This window comes from Ruegeria sp. BF10, from assembly GCF_056538725.1.
On the sequence record NZ_JBQFTR010000001.1, the window covers coordinates 1443587 to 1466922 of the forward strand.

General features: G+C 58.3%; 21 protein-coding genes. 10 read left to right on the forward strand and 11 right to left on the reverse strand.

What is annotated here, in order from left to right; all coding sequences use genetic code 11:
• Positions 1–25 precede the first annotated feature (25 nt).
• The 3 genes from ACR0DJ_RS07350 to ACR0DJ_RS07360 all read right to left on the reverse strand — a co-directional run bounded on the left by ACR0DJ_RS07350 (position 26) and on the right by ACR0DJ_RS07360 (position 5220).
• Positions 26–835: a glutamate racemase gene (locus tag ACR0DJ_RS07350; RefSeq protein ID WP_170344434.1), complete on the reverse strand. Its 810-nt coding sequence runs from the start codon at positions 833–835 to the stop codon at positions 26–28.
• A gap of 8 nt (positions 836–843) precedes the next feature.
• Entirely contained in the window at positions 844–1722 is an 879-nt protein-coding gene (locus ACR0DJ_RS07355; protein WP_170344436.1) for a lysophospholipid acyltransferase family protein, read from the reverse strand.
• 78 nt (positions 1723–1800) lie between these two features.
• Positions 1801–5220: an indolepyruvate ferredoxin oxidoreductase family protein gene (locus ACR0DJ_RS07360; RefSeq protein WP_480684394.1), complete on the reverse strand. Its 3420-nt coding sequence runs from the start codon at positions 5218–5220 to the stop codon at positions 1801–1803.
• A gap of 169 nt (positions 5221–5389) precedes the next feature.
• On the opposite strand from ACR0DJ_RS07360, the gene ACR0DJ_RS07365 reads away from it, so the two are divergent.
• From ACR0DJ_RS07365 to grxD, 5 genes are all read left to right on the forward strand, one after another.
• Positions 5390–6298, forward strand: a complete 909-nt coding sequence (locus tag ACR0DJ_RS07365; RefSeq protein WP_170344440.1) for a LysR family transcriptional regulator — start codon at positions 5390–5392, stop codon at positions 6296–6298.
• A gap of 269 nt (positions 6299–6567) precedes the next feature.
• On the forward strand, positions 6568–8814 hold the full coding sequence (locus tag ACR0DJ_RS07370; RefSeq protein WP_480684395.1) for a mechanosensitive ion channel family protein: 2247 nt from the start codon (positions 6568–6570) through the stop codon (positions 8812–8814).
• A gap of 181 nt (positions 8815–8995) precedes the next feature.
• On the forward strand, positions 8996–11155 hold the full coding sequence (gene purL / locus ACR0DJ_RS07375) for a phosphoribosylformylglycinamidine synthase subunit PurL (protein WP_480684396.1): 2160 nt from the start codon (positions 8996–8998) through the stop codon (positions 11153–11155).
• Positions 11156–11290: 135 nt separating this feature from the next.
• Positions 11291–11527, forward strand: a complete 237-nt coding sequence (locus tag ACR0DJ_RS07380) for a BolA/IbaG family iron-sulfur metabolism protein (RefSeq protein ID WP_117869058.1) — start codon at positions 11291–11293, stop codon at positions 11525–11527.
• Positions 11528–11593: 66 nt separating this feature from the next.
• Positions 11594–11956, forward strand: a complete 363-nt coding sequence (gene grxD, locus ACR0DJ_RS07385; RefSeq protein ID WP_171116094.1) for a Grx4 family monothiol glutaredoxin — start codon at positions 11594–11596, stop codon at positions 11954–11956.
• Between the two features lie 6 nt (positions 11957–11962).
• Here the strand turns inward: grxD and ACR0DJ_RS07390 are convergent, their stop codons facing one another.
• Genes ACR0DJ_RS07390 through ACR0DJ_RS07400 form a run of 3 tightly spaced genes read right to left on the reverse strand, consistent with a single transcriptional unit; the run spans position 11963 to position 13556 of the window.
• The gene (locus ACR0DJ_RS07390; protein ID WP_425078206.1) at positions 11963–12310 is read right to left on the reverse strand and encodes an MliC family protein; all 348 of its coding nucleotides are present in this window, start codon (positions 12308–12310) and stop codon (positions 11963–11965) included.
• Positions 12307–12702 (reverse strand): cell division protein ZapA, encoded by a 396-nt coding sequence (locus ACR0DJ_RS07395; RefSeq protein WP_117869062.1) that lies wholly within the window; start codon positions 12700–12702, stop codon positions 12307–12309. Before ACR0DJ_RS07395 ends, ACR0DJ_RS07390 begins: the two co-directional genes overlap by 4 nt.
• Positions 12702–13556: a hypothetical protein gene (locus ACR0DJ_RS07400; RefSeq protein ID WP_480684397.1), complete on the reverse strand. Its 855-nt coding sequence runs from the start codon at positions 13554–13556 to the stop codon at positions 12702–12704. The genes ACR0DJ_RS07395 and ACR0DJ_RS07400 overlap by 1 nt, the downstream gene beginning before the upstream one ends.
• A 236-nt stretch (positions 13557–13792) precedes the next feature.
• Between ACR0DJ_RS07400 and tkt the strand changes: the two genes are divergently transcribed.
• Complete coding sequence (gene tkt / locus ACR0DJ_RS07405; protein ID WP_480684398.1) at positions 13793–15817, forward strand: transketolase; 2025 nt, start codon at positions 13793–13795, stop codon at positions 15815–15817.
• A 45-nt stretch (positions 15818–15862) separates the two neighbouring features.
• On the opposite strand, the gene ACR0DJ_RS07410 is transcribed toward tkt, so the two are convergent.
• Together ACR0DJ_RS07410 and ACR0DJ_RS07415 are read right to left on the reverse strand one after the other, a co-directional pair.
• Positions 15863–16270: a hypothetical protein gene (locus ACR0DJ_RS07410; protein ID WP_480684399.1), complete on the reverse strand. Its 408-nt coding sequence runs from the start codon at positions 16268–16270 to the stop codon at positions 15863–15865.
• A gap of 1 nt (position 16271) precedes the next feature.
• A complete protein-coding gene (locus ACR0DJ_RS07415) occupies positions 16272–17231 on the reverse strand; it encodes a DUF808 domain-containing protein (RefSeq protein WP_480684400.1) in 960 nt (319 codons plus the stop codon).
• A 181-nt stretch (positions 17232–17412) separates the two neighbouring features.
• Here ACR0DJ_RS07415 and gap (ACR0DJ_RS07420) point away from each other — a divergent pair, with 181 nt between their 5' ends.
• The 3 genes from gap (ACR0DJ_RS07420) (at position 17413) to gap (ACR0DJ_RS07430) (ending at position 19717) form a co-directional block, all read left to right on the forward strand.
• A complete protein-coding gene (gene gap / locus ACR0DJ_RS07420; protein ID WP_152457871.1) occupies positions 17413–18414 on the forward strand; it encodes a type I glyceraldehyde-3-phosphate dehydrogenase in 1002 nt (333 codons plus the stop codon).
• Between the two features lie 72 nt (positions 18415–18486).
• Entirely contained in the window at positions 18487–18630 is a 144-nt protein-coding gene (locus tag ACR0DJ_RS07425) for a hypothetical protein (RefSeq protein WP_170344457.1), read from the forward strand.
• A gap of 82 nt (positions 18631–18712) precedes the next feature.
• Positions 18713–19717, forward strand: a complete 1005-nt coding sequence (gene gap, locus ACR0DJ_RS07430) for a type I glyceraldehyde-3-phosphate dehydrogenase (RefSeq protein WP_170344458.1) — start codon at positions 18713–18715, stop codon at positions 19715–19717.
• On the opposite strand, the gene coaD is transcribed toward gap (ACR0DJ_RS07430), so the two are convergent.
• The 3 genes from coaD to ACR0DJ_RS07445 all read right to left on the reverse strand — a co-directional run bounded on the left by coaD (position 19709) and on the right by ACR0DJ_RS07445 (position 21686).
• Complete coding sequence (gene coaD, locus ACR0DJ_RS07435) at positions 19709–20200, reverse strand: pantetheine-phosphate adenylyltransferase (protein WP_257600657.1); 492 nt, start codon at positions 20198–20200, stop codon at positions 19709–19711. The genes gap (ACR0DJ_RS07430) and coaD overlap by 9 nt on opposite strands.
• 85 nt (positions 20201–20285) lie before the next feature.
• A complete protein-coding gene (locus tag ACR0DJ_RS07440) occupies positions 20286–20723 on the reverse strand; it encodes a CBS domain-containing protein (RefSeq protein ID WP_170344460.1) in 438 nt (145 codons plus the stop codon).
• 60 nt (positions 20724–20783) lie between these two features.
• Positions 20784–21686: a LysR family transcriptional regulator gene (locus ACR0DJ_RS07445; RefSeq protein ID WP_480684402.1), complete on the reverse strand. Its 903-nt coding sequence runs from the start codon at positions 21684–21686 to the stop codon at positions 20784–20786.
• A 104-nt stretch (positions 21687–21790) separates the two neighbouring features.
• Here ACR0DJ_RS07445 and ACR0DJ_RS07450 point away from each other — a divergent pair, with 104 nt between their 5' ends.
• On the forward strand, positions 21791–23290 hold the full coding sequence (locus ACR0DJ_RS07450; RefSeq protein ID WP_480684403.1) for a CoA-acylating methylmalonate-semialdehyde dehydrogenase: 1500 nt from the start codon (positions 21791–21793) through the stop codon (positions 23288–23290).
• Positions 23291–23336: the final 46 nt, after the last annotated feature.

Sequence of the window (23336 nt, forward strand, 5' to 3'; positions counted from 1 at the left end):
AGAACGGCCGCGTCCTTGACCTAAGTCAGGCGGCTTCGAATGTGATTTGTCGTCGGAGGAACTGGGTCGCCCGATCGCTCACCACATTGGGTTTCCCCGTCGTCAGGAAGCCTCCCGGGCCGGTACCCAGCATGTTGGGGTGGCGATGCAGGTAATCCGCAAGGCTTTCAGCAACCAGCTCTCCCTGGCTGTAGACCTGCACATCAGGTCCCAATGCCGCCTGAAATGCTTCGGCCATGAGCGGGTAATGCGTACAGCCCAGAATGGCCGCCTGCGGTTCGGGCATCTTGCGCTTGAGGGCTTCCACATGGCTGCGCACCAACGCCTCGGCAAGGATCATGTCACCGTCTTCGATGGCATCCACGACGCCACCACATGCCTGCGCCTCGACATCCACGCCAATTGCCCGGAACGCCAGCTCGCGCTGAAAGGCACGGCTGGACACAGTGGCGGGCGTGGCGAACAAGGCAACATGCTTGACCGCCACTTCGCGTGGTGGGGAGTTGTCGCCCCATTGCCGTTCGGTCAGGGCTTCGATCAATGGGACAAAGACACCAAGAACCCTTTTGCCGTCGGGCACGCCTTCTTCCTGCATCCGACGCAGCGCCGCCGCGCTGGCGGTGTTGCAAGCCAGAATCACCAGATTGCAGCCGCGATCCCAAAGGTCCTGCACGGCCTTTCGGGTCAGCTGATAGATGTCCTCGGCATCGCGCACACCGTACGGGGCATGCGCGCTGTCCGCGTAATACAGGAAATCAACGTCAGGCAGACGTGTCTGCGCGGCGCTCAGGACGGTCAGACCGCCCAATCCGGAATCAAAGATACCTACTGCCATTAGCCCCTTCAGGCGCGATGCCGTTCCTCAAATTCATAGCCATAGTCATATGACTTCAGCGGTGTCGGAGACAGCTCATACGTCGCTTTGCGCAGGAAATCCATCATCTTGCGCGTATCCTTGCCCAGCGGATCCAGAATGTCGCGCCCGATAGGCGTGCCAATCACCACTTTGACCGGGGTATCGACACGCTTTTTGAACTCCTTGATCAGCAAGCCCATGCGCAGGGTGTTGTGCATATGGCTTGCTATCTGAAACAAACGTGACGTGTGCCCGTCGAAGAACACCGGAACGACGGTGGCATTGGATTTCGCCACCATGCGGGCCGTGAAACCGCGCCACCCCGGATCCATGGGATGCGCGAACGGATTGACGCCGGTGCTGACCGTACCCCCAGGGAAAATCCCGATCGCGCCGCCATCGCCGAGGTAATTCAATGCGGTTTTCCGCGTATCCAGATTCAGTTTCACCGCTTCTTTGGTTTCATCAAACGAAACAGGCAAAACGATACGGTTCAGGTCTTCGGCCTTGCGGAAAACGCGATTTGCGAGAATCCGGAAATCACCACGGGTCTGCGACAATATATGCCCCATCATCAGCCCATCCAGAATTCCATACGGATGGTTTGCAATCAGGATAAGCGGACCCTCTTTGGGGATATTCTCCAGTGCGCCACCAACGACATCCAATGTCAATCCATAGCGATCGACCATGACCGACCAGAAATCCCGACCCTTTGCAACTTCTTGTTCGTAGCCGTCCGCCCGTTTGATCAGACGCAACCGTCCTGTGGTGTTCTCCATCAGCCTGATGACCAGCCGACCCCCCTTGGTTTCGGCGGAATGCGCATACGAGATGTCACGAACGACATGACGGCGAGAAGACATGTAGGGCTCCGTTTTGCTGCGCGCAAAATAAATGCAAGCAACAGGTTTGACCAGCTATCGTGACACCCTTGTGACGAATTACTCTGCCGCGGCTTGCAATTCAGGCCCACCGCTGCGGATGACCGCCAGCAGCTCCTCTCGCCGTTTGGCAGCCTTGGCCTCGTTTTCCCGCAGAACCGGCCCAAATCCGCGGATATCCAGCGGCAAGCGGGCCAGGGCGGCAATCGCATCACGGGTGCCCTGCGACACAAGGGGCAGAACCTCGCGCATATCCTTTTCATACTGTCGGATCAGGGCGCGCTCCATCTTGCGTTCGGATGAATACCCGAAAAGGTCAAGTGGTGTGCCGCGCAATGCCTTGAGTTTGGTCAACAGTTTCAACGCAGTCATGATGGATTCGCTGAAGGCACGCTTTTTCGGCCTGCCATTGCTGCCCGATCCGCCGAATATCGGCGGGGCAAGGTGAAAGGTCATCTTGAAGTCACCATCAAACTCGGCCGCCGCTTTTTCCCGACTGGTCAGAAGAAGGCGCGCAACTTCGTATTCGTCCTTGTACGACAACAGTTTGTGATAGCCTTTTGCCACCGCTTCGCACACATCCGCGTCCTCTACACTGTCCACCAGCTTGCGGTACCGCCTGGCCAGCCGTGCACCTTGATAGTCCGTCAGGTGCTGCGCACGAAACGCGATGATCTGGTCCAGCGTCTTGGGCATCTCGGCCACGGTTGGCGAAAGGATGGATTGTACTTCGTCTGGATGCAGAACCGCCCAACGGCCGACATCAAACGCGCGCTTGTTGCGTTCGACCGCTGCGCCGTTCAACTCGATGGCCTCGAATATCGCCTGATGGCTGACCGGCAACAGTCCGCGCTGCCAGGTCGCGCCGAAGATCATCATGTTGGAATAGATTGAATCCCCCATCACCGCGCGCGCCAGTTCGGTCGCATCAAACAGCGAAACATCTTCTTTCAGCCGCGCTTGCAGGGCCAGTTCCAGCTGATCCACCGGAATGCGGAACTCGGTATCACGCGTGAAATCGCCCGTCACCGTTTCGTGGCTGTTCACGACGGCCCCCGTACGTCCGGTGCGCGTCAGGCCCAACGTCTTGGCGCCGGCCGAGACCACCAGATCACCGCCGATCAGCGCATGGGCCTCGCCTGTGGCGACGCGTATCGCGCTGATGTCCTCGGGGCGGTTGGCCAATCTACAGTGGATGTGGACTGCGCCGCCTTTCTGCGCCAGGCCCGCCATCTCCATCATGCCCGCGCCTTTTCCGTCGATCTGCGCCGCCTGCGCAAGGATCGCGCCGATGGTGACGACCCCCGTACCGCCAACGCCGGTAATCACGACGTTGTGCGTACCGGTGATCTTCGGCAGATCCGGCATCGGCAAATCCGGCAGATCAATTTCGGTCGTCGCCTCTTTGCGAATTTTCGCGCCCTCAAGCGTTACAAACGAAGGACAGAAACCGTTCAGACACGAGAAATCCTTGTTGCAGCTCGATTGATCAATGGCCCGCTTGCGGCCCAGCTCAGTCTGTTTGGGAACGATCGACACGCAGTTTGACTGTACACCGCAATCGCCACAGCCTTCACATACATCGGTGTTGATGAACACCCGCTTGTCGGGATCGGGGAATGTACCGCGCTTGCGTCGGCGGCGCTTTTCGGCGGCGCAGGTTTGAACATAAACGATGACCGATACGCCCTCGATCTCGCGAAACTTCTCCTGCACCTGCATGAGGTCGGCACGCTCGCATGTCTGGACGCTGTCGGGCAGAGCCTTGAAGTTGACGTCTTCCTTTTCGTCATAAACCAGGGCCACTTCTCGGACACCCATTGCCTTGACCTCGGCAACGATCCGTTCGGCCGTCAGGCCGCCTTCATTCTCCTGCCCGCCGGTCATGGCAACCGCGTCGTTGAACAGGATCTTGAAGGTGATGTTCGTTCCTGCGGACAACGCAGCCCGGATCGCCTGAACGCCCGAGTGGTTGTACGTGCCATCGCCAAGGTTCTGGAACACGTGCTTGGTCGTCGAAAACGGCGCCTCGCCGATCCAGTTGGCGCCTTCCCCACCCATTTGCGTGAATCCGGTCGTCTCGCGATCCATCCATTGTACCATGTAGTGACAGCCGATGCCGGCATAGGCGCGGCTGCCTTCCGGTACCTTGGTCGAGCTGTTGTGCGGACAGCCGGAACAGAAATACGGAAGCCGTGTCGCAATTTCCTGCGCGTTGTCAGCCCGGCGCGCTTCTGACAAAGATGCCAGCCCGGCCCGGATACCATCGGTCTCTCGACCCTCTTCAATCAGGATTTCGCCCAGCTTTTCAGCGATCATGATCGGGTCAAGCGCACCGCGCGTCGGGAACAGTTCTTCCCGGTGCAACGCCCCGGCCCCGCCTTTGTACCAGCCATAGACCCGGCGTCCGCGCCGGTCGTCAAAGATGGCCTCCTTGACCTGAACCTCGATCAGCTTGCGCTTTTCCTCGACGATCACGATCAGATCCAGCCCCTCGGCCCAGTCGTGGAATCCGGCCATATCCAGCGGGAAGGTCTGCCCCACCTTGTAGGTGGTAATGCCCAGACGCTCGGCCTCGGCTTCATCGATATTCAGAAGCGAAAGCGCATGTGTCAGGTCCAGCCAGTTCTTGCCAGCCGCGACAAAGCCGATCTTGGCGCCGGATTTGCCCCACATCCGCCTGTCCAGCTTGTTGGCGTGCGAAAACGTCTCGGCCGCGAACCTCTTGTAGTCGATGACACGCGTTTCCTGCATGTGCGGCGTGTCCCCCAACCGGATGTTCAATCCGCCATCCGGCATATCGAATTCAGGGATGACCACCTGCATCCGGTCCGGACTGCCATCCACGACCGAGGTGACTTCGATCGTGTCCTTCATCGTCTTCAAGCCAACCCAGACACCTGCGAATCGGCTGAGTGCAAATCCATAAATGCCATAGTCGAGGATTTCCTGAACGCCGGCAGGGCTGACGATCGGCATATACATGTCGACCAGCGACCATTCGGATTGATGCAGCACCGTCGAGCTTTCGCCGGTATGGTCATCCCCCATCGCCATGAGCACACCGCCATGTTTGGCCGTACCCGCCATGTTTGCGTGGCGCATGACGTCACCGGACCTGTCGACGCCCGGACCCTTGCCATACCAAAGCCCGAATACCCCATCGAATTTGCCGTCGCCGCGCAGCCCCGCCTGCTGGCTACCCCAAAGCGCGGTGGCTGCCAGGTCTTCGTTCAAACCGAACTGAAACGTGACATCGCTTTCGGCCAGCGGCTTCTGGGCCCGCATCATTTGCTGATCTACGGCCCCCAAAGGAGACCCGCGGTATCCAGTGACCAATCCAGCGGTGTTGAGACCCGCTTGCCGGTCTCTGGCCTTTTGCATCAGCATCAAGCGCACAAGCGCCTGTGTTCCGTTCAGAAGAACCGGGCTTTTTTCAAGATCGAACCGGTCGTTCAGCGTTATCTGTGGCTGGCTCATCAGACGTCTCCCCTCGTCAGATCAGTGTGCTTTACTTGGGTTCATTTTAGGTCATAATTTCTGACCTGTATAGAATTTATCCACTGATATGTAACGATTTCGTCCTTTGAATGTAGAACTTGTTACCTATTTCATATAGGGCTTCTGAAAGATAACGAAAGTTGCGGCGATGGATTGGGACAAGCTTAGAATATTTCACGCGGTGGCGGATGCCGGCAGCCTCACGCACGCCGGAGACAAGCTTAATCTGTCTCAATCCGCCGTAAGCCGACAGATCCGCGCATTGGAAGAGTCTCTGGATGCCACACTGTTCCACCGCCATGCACGGGGGCTGATTCTCACCGAACAGGGCGAGTTGTTGTTCGACGCCACATCCGCCATGTCGAAACGGCTGGATGCAGCAGCGGCGCGCATTCGGGACAGCGAGGAAGAAGTCTTTGGCGTTTTGCGGGTCACGACGACCTTCGGCTTTGGCACACTCTGGCTGGCACCGCGTTTGCCCAAACTGTACGAGCAATACCCTGATCTGAACATCGACCTGATGCTTGAAGAACGCGTTCTGGATCTTCCGATGCGCGAAGCGGACGTCGCCATCCGCATGAAAGAGCCCAGCCAGGCCGACCTGGTGCGCAAGCGCCTGATGACAGTTCAGATGGTACTATATGCAACCCAGGACTATATCGAAAGCCACGGCGGCATGTTGCAGTCCCTGGAAGAGATCAAGAACCACCGTCTGATCTGCCAGACCCCTGCGGCACCGCAGGTTGGGGCCGGCGCAGCCATGGTGCGCCACCTGATGACCTACAATCCGGCATCCTTGTTGACGGTAAACAACTATTTTGGCGTGCTTCAGGGCGTTTTGCACAATCTGGGCATCGGTGTTCTGCCCGATTACGTAACACAGGATTTTCCGCACCTCGTGCCCATTCTGTCAGACATCGAAGCCGCAGATGTTCCGGTCTATCTGGCCTACCCTGAAGAATTGCGACACTCAAAGCGCGTTGGCGCGTTTCGTGACTTTGTTCAAGACGAAATCATCGCGCAGCGCAAGCAATTGAAACAGATGGGAAAATTGTAGCTATGCGCAAACAGCATATCGGACATGAATAGATCACAGGGTTAATTGTCTTGAACGTTAACAAACTGACCCCTAAATGAGCACTCGAAGGCGGTGATGCTGAAACGCTCATCATCTTCATACCTCCCTGTTGGACTACGGCCGAGCTTATAGCTCGGCCTTTTTTTTGGCCGGACCCTGCATTAAGTCAGCGAAAGCTCTGGGAAAAATACACGCATAGGAATATGATCCCCAAAAAACGATACAAATTCGTGTTTGAGGGAAAATACATGTTCCACCTACCCCGCCTCGTTCTGGCGATCATCTCCGCAGTATTCTTGGCGGTGCCGCTATACGCACAAGACACCGGTTCAACTTCTACTGTGACCATTCCGGAAGACCTGACACCCGAACAGGTCGACGATCTGGTCGCGCGCATGTCCGATGACCAGGTTCGCGCCATTCTATTGGAACGCCTTGATGCCGTGGCGGAAAAACAAGCTGCCGAGAAAGCGAACGTAGAAGACCCGTTGACTGAGATAAGCGATATCTGGGCAGCCATGGTCACGTCCTGGACTCATGTTCTGACCACCGCTCCCAACATCATCACGGCACAGATAACCGCGTTCAGCAATTTTAGCGATACGTTCGGAACGACTGGTGTCTTTACTCTGTTTGGGCTTGTCCTCTCAGTGCTTGTCGTCGGGTTCATAGCGGAAAAGCTGTTCATCTTCCTGACCCGTCGCTGGCATGAAGCAACCGAAGCGGCGGGCGAGGCCGACCTTTGGGGCGCCGTCAGTTACCTGTTTCGCCGGTTCTGCCGCGAAATCGCCGGTCTGATCGTATTCTATGTCGTGATCCGCGCGGTTGGCCGCGGTCTTCTGACGACGGAACAGATCACCTATGCTGCACCGTTTGTATTCTATCTTATCTGGGTGCCGCGTTTGGGCGCGGCTGCGTCACGGTTTGTTCTGGCGCCGGAGAAGCCGCAATTCCGGTTGGTCAATATCGACGACCACTGGGCCAAGTACCTGCATCGCAACCTGATCGGATTGTTGATCCTGATCGGATTCACGCTGTTCGTCGTTCGGTTCAACGCGCTCAATGGCATCACGGGTGACGATACCCGCATTGGCTTCTGGCTGAACGCGGCAATTCACGTCTATATCGCCGTAATCGCCTGGACCGCGCGTGAAGGTCTGTCGCAGATGATGCTGGGGACGGACCCGGATCACACGAAATTCGATGAAGAAGTTGCGCACTATTACCCCTATTTTGCCATCGGCGTTTCGGTGGCAATCTGGCTGCTGGTCGAATTTCTGGTCGCACAGCGTGATCCAGCGACATTGAGATTGCTGACCGGCGGCGCGCATTTCACGACGATGTTCTGGTTGTTGATTGCCCCTGCGCTGGATACGCTGATCCGTGGTCTCGTGCGACATTTGCAACCGCCCATGTCGGGCGAAGGCCCTCTTGCCGAACGCGCCTACCGTTCCGCGAAACGCAGCTATATCCGGATTGGTCGCGTTATTGCGGGCTTGGTCGTGCTCTTCATGATTGCACGCGCGTGGCACCTTGACCTGCGCAATGTCGCGTCGGCCGGTGTCAGTGCCGAAGTTGGCGGTGCCGTGATCGAATTCCTGCTGATCATCGCCGTTGGCTATATCCTGAACGAGGTCGTCTCGCTGTGGATCAACCGCCGATTGGCCAGGGAACAGACTGCGGCCGAGGCGCTGGACGAAGAAGCAGGCGGTGAAGGCGGCGGAGCCGGCGGTTCTCGTCTGGCGACGGTTCTGCCCCTGATGCGGATCACGGCCCAGATCACGATTGCCGTGATTTTTGGCCTGTTGGCGCTGGGCGCATTGGGCATCAATATCACACCGCTTTTGGCCGGTGCCGGTGTTCTGGGTCTGGCGATCGGTTTTGGTGCGCAAAAACTGGTTGCTGACATCGTGGGCGGCGTTTTCTTCCTGATAGACGATGCCTTCCGCGTCGGAGAATATGTCGACGTCGGCGGCACGATGGGAACGGTCGAGAAGATCTCGGTTCGCTCGATGCAGCTGCGTCACCACCGAGGTGCCGTGCATACGATCCCGTATGGTGAGATTCAGAAGCTGACAAACTTCAGCCGCGACTGGGTCATCATGAAGCTGAAGTTCACCGTGCCGTTCGATACCGACCCCAACAAGGTCAAGAAGATCTTCAAAAAGATCGGCGCCGAAATGATGGAGGACGAAACCCACAAGGATGGCTTCCTGCAACCGTTCAAATCGCAGGGCGTGTTCGACTTCGACGATGTCGGCATGATCATCCGTGGCAAGTTCATGGCCAAACCCGGCAAGCAGTTCACCCTGCGCAAAGAGATCTTCAACCGGGTCAAGGCGGCCTTCAAGGAAAACGGCATCGACTTTGCCCGCCGAGAGGTGCGCGTGGCGATACCGGGGCAGGAAGAGGCCGAAAACCTTACCCCGGAACAGAAGGCCGCTGTAGGCGCCGCAGCCGCAGCTCAACTCAACAAAGACCAGGGGTCAGCGTAACCGTCACGGTTTACGCCTTGGATTTTGCGCCAGTACCGTGGTGCATTCCTTCGGAACCGGCAGTGATGCCGGTTCCGTTTTTCTTTGAAAGACGCAACCTGCGCCGTCTTGACCCTTTCCACACGCGCGCGCTTGCCCTACAAGGCGCGCAATCTCGGCCCACTTGGACACAGGACAGAAGATGCAAGAGCCCGCCATCACACCCGATCTGATTGCCGCACATGGGCTCAAGCCCGAGGAATATGACATGATCCTCGAGATCATCGGGCGTGAACCTACTTTCACCGAGCTTGGCATTTTCTCGGCCATGTGGAACGAGCACTGTTCCTACAAATCTTCGAAGAAATGGCTGCGCACCCTGCCCACCTCTGGGCCTCAGGTGATTTGCGGACCCGGTGAAAACGCAGGCGTGGTCGATATTGGCGACGGTCAGGCTGTGGTCTTCAAGATGGAAAGCCACAATCACCCGTCTTACATCGAACCCTATCAGGGTGCGGCAACCGGCGTGGGGGGCATCCTGCGCGACGTCTTCACCATGGGCGCACGCCCCATCGCGTCCATGAACGCATTGTCCTTTGGCGAACCCGGCCACCACAAGACCCGTCAACTGGTCAACGGCGTGGTCGAGGGTATCGGCGGCTATGGCAACTGCTTCGGCGTGCCTTGCGTCGGCGGCGAAGTCCGCTTCCACCCTGCCTACAACGGTAACTGCCTGGTGAATGCATTTGCAGCCGGTCTGGCCGACAGTGACAAGATCTTCTACTCGGCAGCCTCGGGCGTAGGTATGCCCGTCGTTTACCTGGGTGCAAAAACCGGTCGCGACGGCGTGGGCGGCGCAACCATGGCATCCGCCGAGTTCGACGACACCATCGAAGAAAAGCGTCCCACCGTTCAGGTCGGCGACCCCTTTACCGAAAAACGCCTGATGGAGGCGACGCTGGAACTGATGCAGACCGGTGCGGTGATCTCGATCCAGGACATGGGCGCGGCGGGCCTGACCTGCTCGGCCGTTGAAATGGGCGACAAGGGTGGCCTTGGCGTGCGCCTTGATCTGGAAAACGTCCCACAGCGCGAAGAAAACATGACAGCCTATGAAATGATGCTGTCCGAATCTCAGGAGCGTATGCTGATGGTCCTCAAGCCCGAGCTTGAGGCCGAGGCCCGCGCCGTGTTCGAAAAATGGGATCTCGATTTCGCGATCGTCGGCGAAACCATTGCCGAAGACCGCTTCCTGATCATGCATAACGGTGAAGTCAAAGCCGATCTGGTTCTGTCCAAATTGTCTTCTACCGCGCCGGAGTATGACCGCCCATGGGAGCCTACGCCAGAGGCAGAAGAACTGGCCGAAGTGCCTCAGATCGACCCGATTGACGGGCTGCGCGCCCTGCTCGCTTCGCCCAACTACGCAGGCAAGCAGTGGGTCTATGAACAGTACGACACCATGGTGATGGCGGATACCGTCCGCACGCCGGGTCTGGGTGCGGGCATGGTCCGCGTCCACGGGACCGACAAGGTGCTTGCCTTCACATCCGACGTGACCCCGCGCTATGTGCGCGCAAACCCTTTTGAGGGCGGCAAACAAGCCGTGGCCGAGGCCTATCGCAACCTCACCGCCGTCGGAGCCAAGCCGCTGGCCACCACGGACAACCTGAACTTCGGCAACCCCGAAAAGCCCGAGATCATGGGCCAGTTTGTCGGCGCCATTCAGGGCATCGGCGCCGCAGTCGGCGCGTTGGATATGCCGATCGTGTCGGGCAACGTCTCTCTGTACAATGAGACCGACGGACAGGCCATTCTGCCGACCCCCACCATTGGTGCAGTCGGCCTGTTGCAGCACTCGGACGAAGTCATCGGCAATGAGGTGCGCGAAGGTCATGTCGCGCTGGTGATCGGTGAAACCAAGGGTCATCTGGGTCAATCCGCCCTGTTGGCCGAGGTGTTCAACCGCGAAGACGGCGACGCCCCGCATGTCGATCTGGATGCCGAAAAGCGCAACGGTGATTTCATCCGCGCCAACCGCGAGATGATCAAGGCCTGCACCGACCTCAGCGATGGTGGTATCGCTCTGGCTGCCTTCGAACTGGCAGAAGCCGCAGGCGTTGGCGTATGTCTGGACGACGCCCCGACTGAATTCCTGTTCGGTGAAGATCAGGCCCGCTATCTTGTTGCCTGCAACTTCGATCAGGCCGAGGCATTGATGATTGCGGCCGGTCAGGCCGGTGTTCCGCTGAATGCGGTTGGTCGTTTCACCGGCGAGACGGTCAGGATCGGCAGCTCGGAAGCCTCGCTTGATGAACTTGCCGCGATTTACCGCAACAGCTTTGCCGACGCCGTGGCCTGACAACGCGACACGAAAACCAATCGAAACCCGCGCTGTGATCCGGAGCGGGTTTCGTTGTTATTGCATGTGCCGGTGCCCTTGCACGCCCGGTTCATGCGCTCTACATCTTGGGAAAGACCTTCTGGAGTTACCTACATGCCGATGAGTGCCCACGAAATCGAACACCTGCTGCGCGAAGCCTTTCCTGATGCCGAGATTCAGGTCGGCGGCCAGGATGGTGTTCATATGTCTGCCATGGTGGTGGATGAGAGCTTTCGCGGAAAGAACCGGGTACAACAGCAGCGTGCCGTTTATGCCGCGCTGAAAGGCAAGATGGATGGCCCGGATGGTGAGTTGCACGCGCTGGCGCTGACCACCAAAGTGCCGGAATAAGCTTCTCGGCGTCTTTCGAGGCGAACATATGACTCTCCCGTTGGAGAAACGAACAGGAAACGCAAAATGACCGACGTGAAAACCCAGATCGACGAAACCGTCAAAGCCAATGACGTGGTGCTGTACATGAAAGGCACCAAGGAGATGCCACAATGTGGTTTCTCGTCCCGCGTGGCCGGCGTTCTGAACTACATGGGTGTTGAATACACCGACGTGAACGTACTGGCCGACGAAGACGTGCGTCAGGGCATCAAGGATTATTCCGACTGGCCGACCGTGCCGCAGCTGTATGTCAAGGGCGAATTCGTAGGCGGTTGCGACATTATCACCGAAATGACCCTGTCCGGCGAACTGGACACGTTGTTTGACGAAAACGGTGTCGGCTACAACAAGGAAGCAGCCGACAAAATCCGCGAAGCAAACGCGTAATCCGGCCTACCGGCTGGAACAGTCCTGATAAATCACCTGCTCATTGGCGGCGCCTGCCGCCAAATAGCTGATTGACGCGTTCCAGCCTTTTGAGCGCAGGATATAGGTTCCTTCGGCTCCGAGAGACTCATAGCGGATGCCCGACCCGCTTTCGACCTGGCGCATCGCAACCAGAGTGTTGTCCACCATCGTCGCCGCCGCGCCTGAACCGTCGGGCGCGTTGAAATAGGTCACCGGCAACGGAACTCCGTTCTCACAGGTAAAGGTGACAGACAGAATGTCGATTTCGGCGAGCGCCGCCGTTGCCGGGAAAACAAGCAGAGCACCGCAGAAGAGATTGCGCAGGTGCGTCATTGTGCTGTTTTCTCCTCAACCACCGAAGCCAGCGCTTCTGCACGTGCCGCCAGTTCTGCCAGCGTATCCGTGACGGATGGCGGGACGACCGCGACTTCAATGCGCTCGGGCTCCGGCGCAGGCGCGTTTCGCAGCGATTGAAGCTCGGCCTCGGCCTCGGCCAGCTTGGCCTCTAACGCCTTGACCTTATCTTCCGTTGCCGCCGTTTTGTCGGCCAGCAGCAACCCCGCCATCAGCAACATGCGCGCTTCCGGCATCCGCCCGATCTGATCGGACAGTACCTGCGCTTCGTCATCCAGCATTTTGGCAGCCGCGTGCAGAAAGGGCTCTTCCCCGTCCCGGCAGGACACGTCAAAACCGCGCCCGCCGATATGAATTGTTACCTCGGGCATTACTCTACCTCACCTTCTACAAGTTTTGCATGCGACAGCAGAGGTTCCAACCGTGCCAACACGGCCTGCGCTTCGGCGGCATCCGAAGCCTGCGCGGCACGTGTCGCCTCCAACTCGGCGACGGTGGCGCGGTTCAGCAATTCAGCATCCGTCAGCCCTTCTGCCGCCGCAGAGCGCAATTCTTCGACCGAATTCCGCAACTGCTCGTTCGCCTTGCGCATACGTTGCAGATCGTCATCCAGCCGGGACATTGCAGCGCCATGGCTGGCCCGTTCGGCCCGCAGCATCTCAAGCTCTGCGCTCAGTTCATTGACCCGCTCGGTATCTTCAAGCTCGGCCTTGAGGCGGCTGTTTTCCGCCTCAACTTCTTTTGCCTGAGCAAGCAATTCACGCATTTGCTCAATCTCGGCCTTCAACGCCGAAGGATCTTCGACGCCGTCAAGTTCGGCACGCAGCCTTTCGTTCTCGGCCTTCAACGCTTCCAGTTCAGCACTGTTGTCCAACGCCGCCTTGGCCTCGGCCAGCTCGGCGCGGGCTGCTTCAACAGACGTGATTTTTGCTCTGGCTTCTTCCAACTCTGCGCGCAACGCATCTGTTTCGTCAGAGTCGGCTGGGGCTGTCCTCAACTCTTCCAGATCGGCACGCAGCCCGTCCACTTGCTGTTCGTGCTGCTCCTTCAGGGTTTTCAGTCGTTCCTGAAGCTGTGCATTGGCGACTCTTTCGTCTTCAAGTTCGGCTTGAAGCCTCTCACTTGCCTCAGCATTCCGGGACGCACCGCCCAACCCCTCGACGCCCGCACTGATACGGTCCATCGCCGCAACAATGCGGTGCTGTAGTTCCTCTAACTGGCTCATGCCCCTGTCACCTCTTTATCAAGGTTCATTCTGTCGCGAAGTGATCCGAATCAAAACCGAATCCCGCCTGCTGACAGTCTAACGGAATGCGACAGAAAATACCCACTGTTTGGTTTCAACCACTTGGGCCGCACTCTTCACCCGCCCGGTGCAATCAAGGCCCAGTTCCGCTTGCACTTTGGGTGCTGAATGATATTGAGCGCGCAATCTGCTTTTTATCCAAAGGAACAACGCCCGTGGACCTGACTGCGCTGCGCAAAGCCAACCCCGAACACTGGGACAAAGCTGCGGCAATCCGCACCCTGACCCTTGACGCCGTCGCCGCCGCAAATTCCGGCCATTCCGGAATGCCCATGGGCATGGCCGATGTTGCGACCGTTCTGTTCGAAAAGCACCTGAAATTTGATGCCTCGGCCCCGAACTGGCCGGACCGCGACCGGTTCATCCTGTCGGCTGGCCATGGTTCGATGCTGGTCTATTCGCTGCTCTATCTCACCGGTCACGCCGATGTAACGCTGGACGAGATCAAGAATTTCCGCCAGTTGGGCGCAAAGACCGCGGGTCACCCCGAAAACTTTCTGATCGACGGTGTTGAAACCACCACCGGGCCTCTTGGTCAGGGCATTTCCAACGCGGTGGGCTTTGCCATGGCCGAGGAAATCCAGCGCGCGCATTACGGTAAGAAAGTCGTGGATCACTATACATACGTGATCGCGGGCGACGGCTGTCTGATGGAAGGCGTCAGTCAGGAAGCGATCACATTGGCCGGCCGCCACGAGCTGAGCAAACTGATCGTCTTCTGGGACAACAACAACATCACCATCGACGGCACCGTCGATATTGCGGATCGCACCGATCAGGTCCGCCGTTTCGCGGCCTCGGGCTGGCATGTGATTGAAATCGACGGCCATGACCCCAAAGCCATCGATGCGGCCATTGTTCAGGCGAAAAAGTCCAGGAAACCAACCATGATCGCCTGTGAAACGCATATCGCTCTGGGTCATGCGGCGCAGGACACTTCGAAAGGTCATGGCGCACTGACAGATCAGGATCAGCTGAAAGCCGCGAAAGAGGCCTATGGCTGGCCCCACGGCGCTTTCGAAGTTCCTGGCAACGTCAAATCCGCTTGGGAAGCCATTGGCGCACGTGGCGCAGTCGAGCGTGCCGCTTGGGAAGAACGTTTCGCACAATTGTCCGAGCGCAAGCAGGCCGAGTTCAACCGCGCCTATGCGTTTGAGGCCCCCAAGCGATTGGCTGGTGCCATTCGTGCGTTCAAAAAGCAGATGTCCGAAGAACAGCCGAAACTGGCCACCCGCGCCTCTTCTGAGAAGGTTCTGAACGTCGTGAACCCGATCATGACCGAAACCGTTGGCGGTTCGGCTGACCTGACCGGATCGAACAACACCAAGTCGGCTGATATGGGTGTCTTCCTGCCGGAAAACCGCAAGGGCCGCTATATTCACTACGGTATCCGCGAGCACGGCATGGCCGCAGCGATGAACGGTATGGCCCTGCACGGTGGCATCCGCCCCTATGGCGGTACGTTCATGGCCTTCACCGATTATGCCCGCCCATCCATGCGGCTGGCGGCACTGATGAAGATCCCGTCGGTTTTCGTGATGACCCACGATTCGATCGGTCTGGGCGAGGATGGACCAACCCACCAGCCGGTGGAACACCTGGCCATCTCGCGCGCGACGCCGAACACCTATGTGTTCCGCCCCGCCGATACGATCGAAACCGCCGAAGCCTGGGAACTGGCACTGACCTTCAAAGACAGCCCCTCGGTGCTGTCGCTGACCCGCCAGGGCGTGCCGACCGTGCGCAAGGATCACAAGACCAAGAACCTGACCGCACAAGGCGCCTATGTTCTGGCCGAGGCCGAGGGCAAGCGTCAGGCGATCCTGATTGCAACAGGTTCAGAGGTTTCGCTGGCAATGGAAGCCAAGGCGATGCTCGAGGCCGAAGGCATCGGCACCCGCGTCGTCTCCATGCCCTGCATGGAGCTGTTCGCACAGCAGGACGAAGCCTATCGCAAGCGCGTTCTGCCCGCCGGTCCGGTTCGCGTCGGCATCGAGGCCGCCGTGCGCGCCGGTGGCTGGGATCGCTGGCTGTTGGGCGAGCGTGGTCGCGAAGCCAAGGCAGGCTTTATCGGCATGTCCAGCTTTGGCGCCTCGGCCCCTGCCGGTGAGCTGTACAAGCATTTCGGCATCACGGCCGAAGCAACCGTTGCCAAAGTCAAGGAATTGTTGGGGCAGTAAATCAGTCCCATCTGATCGAGCAAAGGGCGGCCCTGGCCGCCCTTTTCAATTGGGTTCAGCGTTAACCCGAAGTGCAAGTTCTTCGTAGGCTTTCAGAGCGTAATCCAAACGCAACTCATACCGTCCTTGCACCACCACTTTCTCAGGGGCTTGCAAACCGAGGCATGACAACGCCTGGCGAAGATGTGTTCCGGACAGCGGAACATAGGTGGCCGATTGCCCCACCAAAGCGTTGTAGAAGCGTCCCCCGAACCAATTACTACGCTTCTGCGCCTTCAACGCGGTATCAATACGGAAATGCAAGAAACCATACAGCTCAGTTTCATCGAATGGGACTTCGTCGGCCGCAACACTCAAAGCCGATAGAAATGAAGCTCCGCCGGTTGATCCGCGCTTACCGACTTGCCGAACCAGAGGGCCATCAATCATTGCGGCCAGACGATAACGGGTCAACTCAGTGTATCGCCTTCTTGTTTAACAGTGGTGAAATGATCCGGGTTGCCACCGGGATCAAAACCAATCCCCAGGCCAGACCGAGAACCCCATCCATCGTCGCCTTGGACAACCATTTCACCGCAGCCGTCCAGCCTTCAGGTGCGGAATACGCAATCACCTTGGCCAAGTCGTAGATCTGATGCTGCAACCAGCCAAATCCAAGCACCTCCATCCCGTGGATCACAATCGAGCCGCCGACCCACAGCATCGCCGCGGTTCCCACAATCGACAGGGTTTTCATCACCCCGGGCATCGCTTTGACCAAGCCGCGGCCCATACCACGACCAACAGGAGTTGGAGCGTTATTCGCCAGAAACAGCCCCACGTCATCCATCTTCACGATCAACGCCACCGACCCATAGACGGCCACCGTCACGCCGATCCCGACAACGGCCAGCGTCGCGGCCTGCATCCACAGGTTCGGGGCTTCGATTGCCGCCAATGCAATGGTCATGATCTCGGCAGACAGAATGAAATCAGTTTTGATGGCGCCCTTGACCTTTTGTTCCTCCAGATGGCCCGGATCGCGGTTCTTCATGTCTTCCTCAATCACATGGCTGCCATGAGGAAACAGAACGTGAAAAATCTTCTCGGCCCCTTCGAAACACAAATATGACCCGCCAAGCATCAACAAGGGCGTGATCAGCCACGGCGCAAAATTGGCCAGCAACAAGGCGACGGGCAGCAAGAGTATGATCTTGTTGAAGATCGACCCGCGCGCAATGCGCCAGATGATCGGCAACTCGCGCGCCGGGGCGAAACCTTGCACGTATTTCGGCGTCACTGCTGCGTCATCGATGATCACACCGGCGGTTTTGGCCCCCGCTTTGCCTGCCGCCGCGACCACATCGTCCACTGATGCCGCCGCAACTTTGGCAATGCCCGCCACATCATCCAACAGGGCCAAAAGACCACTCATCGTGTTTCCCTTCAATCTGCTGTCGCCAACCGGACCCTACCTGATCCAACGGCTAGCGCAAGCGTTAGCGCAACCGGCGCAGGTTTGCGCTAACACCTTAAAAATATGCCGTTTTTGCCCTTTTGAGATTCCCTTTTCGCCGTTATATGGCCCTCAAAGCAAGCGCATCTGGAGACGTCATATGACCATCAAGGTCGGTATCAATGGTTTTGGCCGTATTGGCCGCTGCACCCTGTCGCACATCGCCGCGTCCGGGCGCAACGACATCGAAGTGATCAAAGTCAACGCAACTGGCCCGTTGGAAACCTCGGCTCATCTGCTGAAATATGACAGTGTTCACGGGCGTTTTCCGCGCGACGTCACCATTGACGGCAATACCATGGATCTGGGTCGCGGCCCGATGCAGATGTTCTCGACCTACGACATGACCGAGTTGGACTGGGAAGGCTGTGACGTCGTTCTTGAATGCACCGGCAAGTTCAACGATGGCCTGAAGGCCAAAACACATCTGGAACGTGGTGCTGGCAAGGTACTGCTGTCGGCTCCGGGCAAGAACGTGGACAAGACCATCGTTTTCGGCGTCAATCACAACACGCTGGCCGCCAATGACAACATGGTTTCGAACGGTTCGTGCACGACCAACTGCCTCGCCCCGCTGGCCAAGGTGCTGGACGAGGGCGTCGGCATCGAACACGGCATCATGACCACCATCCACGCCTATACAGGCGACCAGCCTACGCTGGACCGTCGCCACAGCGACCTCTACCGGGCCCGCGCTGCGGCAATGTCGATGATCCCGACCTCGACCGGCGCGGCCAAGGCGCTGGGTGAAGTTCTGCCAAACCTGAAAGGCCGTCTGGACGGTTCCGCCATTCGCGTTCCGACCCCGAATGTTTCGGCGGTAGACCTGACGTTCCGTGCCTCACGCGACACCTCGACGGCGGAAATCAACGCGATCGTCGAAGAGGCCGCCAAAGGCCCGATGCAGCGCGTTCTGGGATATGAGCCCGCTCCGCTGGTGTCGACCGACTTCAACCACACCGAGGAAAGCTCGATCTTTGCACCGGATCAGACCCGCGTTGTCGATGACCGCATGGTCCGCGTTCTGGCCTGGTATGACAATGAATGGGGCTTCTCGGTCCGTATGGCCGACGTTGCTGTTGCGATGGGCCGCCTTAACTGACCCTTCGGACTTCGCTTGTACCTTGATGCCCGCTCAGGTTATCTGAGCGGGCATTTTACGTTCGGGACAGCCATGACCAACCAAATCGCTATCTGGCTCGGCCTTCTTCTGCTCGGCGGTATCATGCTGGATGTGGCGCTGTATGGCACCGAAGATCTGCTTTTCCTCGGAAAGAAGCTTTACGACTTCCTGGACTGGCTCGCTTTCTGGCGGTGACTGAGGTTTTCCTTGACATTTCGCCTGATCTGGCTTTGTTAGCGCTAACTCATCTTGCTGAGACATTTGGACGGAGCAGACCATGACCTTGAAACTGGCGATCAACGGATTTGGACGGATCGGGCGCGGGGTTCTGCGCGCGGTGATGGAAAGCGGACGTACGGACGTTGAGATCGTCGCGATCAACGATCTTGGCAAACCCGACATGAACGCGCATCTCTTTGAATTTGACAGCGTTCACGGCCGCTACCCCAACCCGGTCACGCTCAGCGATGCAGGTCTGGACGTGGGTCGTGGTCCAATTCGGCTGAGCAGCGAGCGCAACCCCGAGGATCTGCCCTGGTCAGATATTGACGTCGTTCTGGAATGCACGGGTGTGTTTCGTACGCGCGAGGCGGCGGAACGTCACTTCAAAAACGGATCCCGGAAAGTTCTGATCTCTGCCCCTGCAAAGGGCGACGGCGGTGTGAAAACCATCGTCTTTGGTGTCAACGATAGCGAACTGACCGCCGAGGATCTGGTGGTCTCAAACGCGTCCTGCACCACCAACTGTCTGTCTCCTGTTGCTGCGGCTCTGGATGCCGGCCTTGGTATCAAGCACGGCAACATGACCACTGTTCACGCTTACACTGCCAGCCAGCCGGTGCATGATACAGTTGGAAAAGATCCCTACCTGTCCCGAGCAGCGGCGCTGTCGATGATCCCCACGACAACCGGTGCGGCCGCTGCCGTGGGCCTGGTGCTGCCGCAACTCAAAGGGAAACTGACCGGTCAGGCCATCCGTGTTCCAACCCCGAATGTCTCGGTCGTTGATCTTGTGGCCGAGGTTTCACGCCCCACGACCGAAGAAGAGGTCAACCAGCTGTTCGTCGATGCGGCTGCCAAAATCCCCGGCGTGCTTGCCGCGGAAAGCCGCCCTCTGGTCTCCATTGACTTCAATCACGATCCGCACAGCTCGACCGTTTCACTGGCTGAAACCAAAGTCACTGATGGCACATTGGTTCGTGTGCTGGCGTGGTATGACAACGAATGGGGCTTTTCGAACCGGATGCTGGATACGGCGGCCGCAATGGGTGCCCTAGCCTAACCGCTGTTTCAGCGCATCATTGACACGGGGCGTGACGAATTTCGACACGTCCCCGTTCAACCGGGCGATTTCCTTCACCAGTTTGGACGCGATCGCCTGATGGCGCGCTTCGGCCATCAAAAAGACGGTCTCGATCGAATCGTCCAGAGCCCGGTTCATACCGACCATCTGAAACTCGTATTCGAAATCGGCGACCGCCCGCAGGCCCCGTACGATGATTTGCGCGCCTACATCCCGCGCACAGTCAATCAGAAGGTTTTCGAAGGGATGCGCGATGATTTCGGTTCCGGTCTGTTCTGAAAGCCGGGCGCATTCCGCCTCGATCATGGCCACGCGCTCTTCCAGCGAGAACAGAGGGCCCTTGTCCCGGTTGATGGCCACACCGATAACCAGTTTGTCCACCAAAGCTGCCGCCCGGCGGATGATATCGATATGCCCCATCGTGATGGGATCAAAGGTTCCAGGATACAATCCAACCCGCATCGCGCCCTCCTGCGCAACAAAATTTCTGCGCAAGCAAACATAACTTTGCTGCGGGTGCAAGTGATTGCTTGGGCGACCCGTGGCGTCAGTGCCCCATTATCATGCCCTCGAGGGCATCTTTTTCCATCGCAAGTTCGGCAAGCTGGGCCTTCACCACATCACCCAAAGTGACAATGCCTACGAGTTTTCCATCTTCAACCACCGGCATGTGGCGAAAGCGCCCCTCTGTCATGCGGGACATGATGTCTTCCACGGTGGTCTGGCGCGTCGCCGTGACAAGGTTCTGCGTCATGTACGACTTTACCGGTTGGTTCAGACAACCACTGCCGCTGGCCGCCAGTTCCCGGACGATGTCACGTTCCGACAATATGCCGGCCGCGGTTTCGCCACCGTCGTCGGAAACAACGACCGTACCGATGCGCTTGTCCGCAAGAATCTTCGAGGCCTCTGAGATTGTCGCCGTTGACGCCACGGTCACGACACCATCTGTCGCTTTGGACTTCAGGATGGCCTGAACTAGCATGAAGAATACCTCCGGAATAATAACACTTATTCCAAAGCGTTGCGCGATTGCCGCGACCTGTCAAGCGTCGGGGCCTGCTTCCAAACGAAGCACTTCATCGCGAATGCCGCGTGTCAGGGCATCAGCAAAGCGGTTCAACCGCTCGTTGCGCTGGTCTCCCTGATGCCGGACCAGATAGAAGCTGCGCGTCAAACTCACTTGATCCGTCAGGATTTTCCGAAGCCCCGGGTGGAACGGCAAGGTGAAATCATGCGCCACGCAAACGCCAGTTCCCAGGCAGACCTGCCGCAGTTGAACCGACACCGAATTCGATGCAAGAGCGACACGGTCAACGCCAATATCATTCAGGTAATCCAGTTCCCGGTCAAAGATCATGTCGGGGATATAGCCGATCAACCTGTGGCCCTTCAGGTCAGCGATGCTCCGGATCGGATCATGTCGTTTCAGATACTCTTCGGTCGCGACCATGTGCAGCTTGTAGTCGCTGATTTTCTTCACCAGCAGCTGACCGGCGGTCGGCGCACTGACCGTAACCGCCATATCCGCCTCGCGACGGGACAGGTTGATCACGCGCGGAAGCGCAAGGATCTGGATGTCCAGATCAGGGTTTGCGTCGCTGATTTTGGCACACACCTGCGGCAGCAGATAGTTGGCACTGCCGTCCGGCGCACCAATCCTGATTTGCCCGCTCAGGGTTTTCGTCGGTCCTGTTACCGCCCCGGCCGCCGCGCGCATCGCTTCTTCTGCGTGCAGCCCGTGTTCCAACAGCCGCTGTCCCGCCGGGGTCAGAACATAGCCTTGCTGCGACTTGGTGAACAATGTGGAATCCAGCGTCGCCTCCAGGCGCGCAATGCGCCGACCGACGGTGGCAGGGTCGATCTTCAGGATGCGACCAGCGGAAGACAGGCTTTCCTCGCGCGCGACAGCCAGGAAAACCCGCATATCATCCCAATTTGGGGTCATTTTGATCCCTTTTGCATTTTTGCAAAACTCTTTTGAGACATTGCCTCTGTTCGCCGGATTTCTGCAAGCCTATTCTGCGCGCAAATCTATCGGAGGAGCTATTGATGCAAGACCTGACCCATTTCCTGAACGGCGAAATGGTCGCCGGAACGTCCGGTCGTTTCGACGACGTCTACAACCCGGCAACGGGCGAAGTTCAATACAAGTGCCCGATGGCCAGTGCGGCGGAAACCGCCGCCGCGATCGAGGCCGCCGCCGCCGCCCAGCCCGCATGGGGCGCAACCAACCCGCAAAAGCGCGCGCGCGTCATGATGGCCATGGTCGGCCTGATGAACCGCGACATGGACAAACTGGCCGAAGCGCTGAGCCGCGAGCACGGCAAAACCATTCCAGACGCCAAGGGTGATTTGCAGCGTGGTCTGGAAGTGATCGAATACTGCATTGGTGCGCCACAGATGCTGAAGGGTGAGTTTACCGACAGCGCGGGTCCCGGAATTGACATGTACTCCATGCGTCAGCCTTTGGGTGTTGTCGGCTCGATCATGCCGTTCAACTTTCCGGCCATGATGCCGCTCTGGCACGTTGGCCCCGCGCTGGCTTGCGGTAACGCCGTTGTTCTGAAACCGTCCGAACGCGACCCGTCCGTGCCCCTGATGCTGGCTGAACTGTTCGTCGAAGCCGGCCTGCCCAAAGGCGTTTTCCAGGTCGTAAACGGCGACAAGGAAGCGGTTGATACCATTCTCGACAGCGAGATCATTCAGGGCGTCAGTTTTGTCGGCTCAACCCCGATCGCGCAGTATATCTACAGCCGCGCAACGGCGAACGGAAAACGCGCCCAGTGCTTCGGCGGCGCCAAGAACCACATGATCGTCATGCCCGACGCTGATCTGGATCAGGCCGCTGACGCGCTGGTTGGTGCCGGTTTCGGTGCGGCAGGCGAACGCTGCATGGCCGTTTCGGTGGCTGTTCCCGTGGGCGAAGAGACCGCGGACGCACTGATCGAAAAACTGGTGCCGCGCATCGAAAAGCTGAAGGTTGGTCCCTACACTGCCGGCGATGATGTCGACATGGGCCCGGTTGTGACCGCTGCCGCGAAACAGCGCATTCTGGGCCTGATCAACTCAGGCGTCGAACAGGGTGCGAAACTGGTTGTCGACAACCGCGACTTCAGCCTGCAAGGCTATGAGGACGGCTTCTTTGTCGGCCCGCACCTGTTCGACAACGTGACCCCCGAGATGGACATCTACAAACAGGAAATCTTTGGCCCGGTTCTGTCCACCGTGCGCGCGGGTTCGTACGAAGAAGCGCTGAAACTGGCGATGGATCACGAATACGGCAACGGCACCGCGATCTTTACCCGTGACGGCGACACCGCACGTGACTTTGCCAGCCGGGTCAATATCGGCATGGTGGGCATCAACGTTCCGATCCCGGTTCCGCTGGCCTATCACACCTTTGGCGGTTGGAAGAAATCCATGTTCGGAGACCTGAATCAGCACGGCCCGGACAGCTTCAAGTTCTACACCCGCACCAAAACCGTGACCGCACGCTGGCCGTCGGGCATCAAGGAAGGTGGCGAGTTCAACTTCAAGGCCATGGACTGATCCCACAGTTTCCTGACGCTTGAAGCCCGGCCCGTTCAACGGCTGG